Annotated in this window: 3 protein-coding genes, 1 pseudogene and 1 other annotated feature; all 4 genes and pseudogenes read left to right on the top strand. The window is 32.2% G+C overall.

Annotation, left to right across the window (positions count from 1 at the left end; genetic code table 11):
• The first annotated feature begins 55 nt into the window (after positions 1-55).
• Positions 56-832, top strand: coding sequence for a class C sortase (locus ACT8VG_RS09470; RefSeq protein WP_444195720.1), 777 nt, complete (start codon positions 56-58; stop codon positions 830-832).
• 14 nt (positions 833-846) lie between these two features.
• Positions 847-1,728, top strand: coding sequence for a Cna B-type domain-containing protein (locus ACT8VG_RS09465; protein WP_444195719.1), 882 nt, complete (start codon positions 847-849; stop codon positions 1,726-1,728).
• The gene (locus tag ACT8VG_RS09460; protein WP_187011928.1) at positions 1,715-2,194 is read left to right on the top strand and encodes a hypothetical protein; all 480 of its coding nucleotides are present in this window, start codon (positions 1,715-1,717) and stop codon (positions 2,192-2,194) included. The genes ACT8VG_RS09465 and ACT8VG_RS09460 overlap by 14 nt, the downstream gene beginning before the upstream one ends.
• Before the next feature lie 111 nt (positions 2,195-2,305).
• Positions 2,306-2,540 (top strand) — a binding site (T-box leader).
• Positions 2,541-2,590: 50 nt separating this feature from the next.
• Positions 2,591-2,918: pseudogene (locus ACT8VG_RS09455) on the top strand (3-deoxy-7-phosphoheptulonate synthase); the annotation flags it as partial.

Raw genomic sequence — 2,918 nt, 5'->3', positions numbered from 1 at the left:
ACGAAATAAATATCCTTTTTTTATCGTGTCCTTTTTACAGGGTCCATTTTAATTTATCGGAATACTTTTTATTGCAGGACTCTCCCTGCTTATTTATCCAAGCTTTAGTAATTATTGGAATCAAAGACATCAGACCAGGGCAATTGCTGGATATGAAGAAAAGGTCGAAGACTTGACTGAAAAACAGTATGAAAAGCTCTGGAATGATGCCATTTTATACAACAAAAATTTAAGACATACAATGTATGCCTTGAATGATGACGAGAAAAAAATATATAATGAGACTCTAGATGTTACTTCGACTGGTATGATGGGTTATGTAGAAATCCCTAAAATCAACGTATCACTTCCTATTTATCATGGAACAGATGCTGAAATCTTACAGATTGCGATAGGACATATCCCAGGTACATCCTTACCAGTAGGAGGAGAAAGTACTCATTGTGTTATATCTGGACATAGAGGATTACCAAGTGCACAGCTTTTCACTGATATTGATCAGTTAAAGATAGGTGATACATTCATGCTTCAGATATTGGATCAAACTCTATATTATGAGGTCGATCAAATTAAAACTGTTCTTCCTACAGAAAAAGATGATTTAAAGATTGTAGAAGGACAGGACTATTGTACACTTATGACTTGTACACCTTATGGTGTCAATACCCATAGACTACTTGTCAGAGGTCATCGTATCAATAAGACAAATCTAAGAATTAGAAGAGATCTAGTAAAAACAGATCCAGTTATTCTGGATATATTCTGGCTTGCTCTCGCAATTATTATTGCATTTATCTGGTATCTCACATCAAAGAAACATAAAGAAAGGTGATGACAGCAATTATTATGGATAAAAGCTTAAAGAAAATTATATTATGTTTTACAGTTATATTATCAGTTGCTGTATTCAATTTATTCCAGGTAACTGCTGTTGATGTGAACAAGAATTGTTCACTTACACTTAATGAATGTTTATCAGGACTAAATGTTCATTTATATCGTGTCGCAAGTGTTTCTAAAGATGGCAGTTATGAATATACCAATGAATTTAAAGATGCAGAAAATACTTCTATTGATTTAAATAAGCTAGAAACAAGTGAAGAATTAAAAAATGCAGCTATGACTTTAAAAGGATATGCTGCAAACAAAGAAGGTATGACTAAGACAACAGCTTCTTCTACTTTAACTTATTCAAACTTAAATACAGGTCTTTATTTGGTCGTGGCAGATAATTTAGTAATAGATGGTAAGACATATACTTATTTACCCTATCTTATTTCTTTGCCACAAGGTACTAAGTATGATGTATCTATTGATTTTGTGAAATATTCAGAAGCTCATTCTCATGAATATAAAATTATTAAACAGTGGAAAGACAATGGGTCAACTCATCCTAACTCAATAGAAGTAGAACTTTATGATGGAAATACGTTTGTTAAGACAATTACTTTAGATGCAGCTCATAACTATGCTTATTCATGGAAAACTGAACAAGTAATGAACTACAGTATTAAAGAAAAGAATGTAAAAGGGTATAAGGGTATTGTATCAGTAAGTAGTAATGATGCAAAAACAGAATATGTTATTACTAATACAAGTACATCTAGTACTGGTTCTCATGTAAAAACAGGGGATACTACAAGAATCAATCACTGGGTCACATTAATGGCTTTATCAGGATTATTTTTACTTATAGTAGGAACTCTATTTAGGTATGAAAAAGATTAGTCAATTATTAATGACACTAGGATGTATCTGCATCCTAGTGTCTTGTGCTTTATTTGGTTATTCGCTCTATCGACAGAATAAAGAAATAAAGGATATACAAATACTATATAATCAAACAAAACAATTAATCCCCGATTCATATGTTTCATCTGAAGGTGCTTATTTAGATATAGATGGACATGATATATATGCGATACTTCAAGTCAATGATATCAAGTGGGTTATAAGTCATGAAGAAAGCCTTCCACATTATAAGAATAAGAATATAATCATTCCAGAATCATTATTGAAACAGGTGCAGTTATTAAAGAATAGGGATATACTTACTATTCATGCTGTATCTGGTGAAACAATAAAATATCAATTAGAAGTCATTGGTAAAGTAGATCAACTCTCAAAAGGCATACCTGCCCTGTATTGTAAGAATGGTTCTAGTTATTATTGTATCAATCTAATTAAAGTGTAATATTTAGATAATACATAAATATTATGTGAAAGTATAAGAAAAATAGAAAAAGCAGTTGACATGAGTGTGATTATTCAGTATGATGAGTTCACAAATTAAGAACTACTAAGTATAAATACAGTGAAAAGAAATAGTAGATATCTCAAAGAAGCATAGAGAATCCTTGGTTGGTGTAAAAGGATGTTTGAGGGATATTGAATTCATCTTGGAGTAGAGCGTTGAATGAATTAGGCGTTTCCGGTCACAACCGTTATATTGTCAGAGTATGATAGTACTCGTTGAGATATATCTAGTGATAGATATATAAAATAAGGTGGTAACACGAAGATACACTCTCGTCCTTATAGGATGAGAGTCTTTTATTTATACAGGTAGAAGATAAGAGGAGAAAAGATTATGATTATTGTATTCAAACCAAAAACGAGTGAAGAAGATGTAAAGAAGATCCAGGCTAAGGTAGAAGAAAAAGGATTAGAAACTCATTTAGTTGTAGGTCATGATGTGACTATCTGTGGTGTAATTGGTGATACTACTAAAGTAGATCCTAGAGATATTGAAGTTTCACCTTCTGTAGAAAAAGTAATGAGAGTTGAACAGCCTTATAAATTAGCTAACCGTGCATTCCATCCTGAAGATACTATTGTGGATGTAGATGGTGTTAAAGTAGGCGGAGGCCATATGGCTCTTATTGCTGGTCCTTGTTCTGTAGAATCAGAAGAACAGG

Origin of the sequence: Catenibacterium sp. (assembly GCF_052354645.1) — a bacterium.
GTDB classification, from domain to species: domain Bacteria; phylum Bacillota_I; class Bacilli_A; order Erysipelotrichales; family Coprobacillaceae; genus Catenibacterium; species Catenibacterium mitsuoka_A.
Note: the sequence above shows the minus strand (reverse complement) of the source record. Positions and strands in the feature narration are given on the sequence as shown.

What these genes read in the sequence shown, in the direction of transcription:
- ACT8VG_RS09465 (WP_444195719.1), top strand. Translation starts at nt 847, where the DNA reads ATGGATAAAAGCTTAAAGAAAATTATATTATGTTTTACAGTTATATTA.
- ACT8VG_RS09460 (WP_187011928.1), top strand. Translation starts at nt 1,715, where the DNA reads ATGAAAAAGATTAGTCAATTATTAATGACACTAGGATGTATCTGCATC.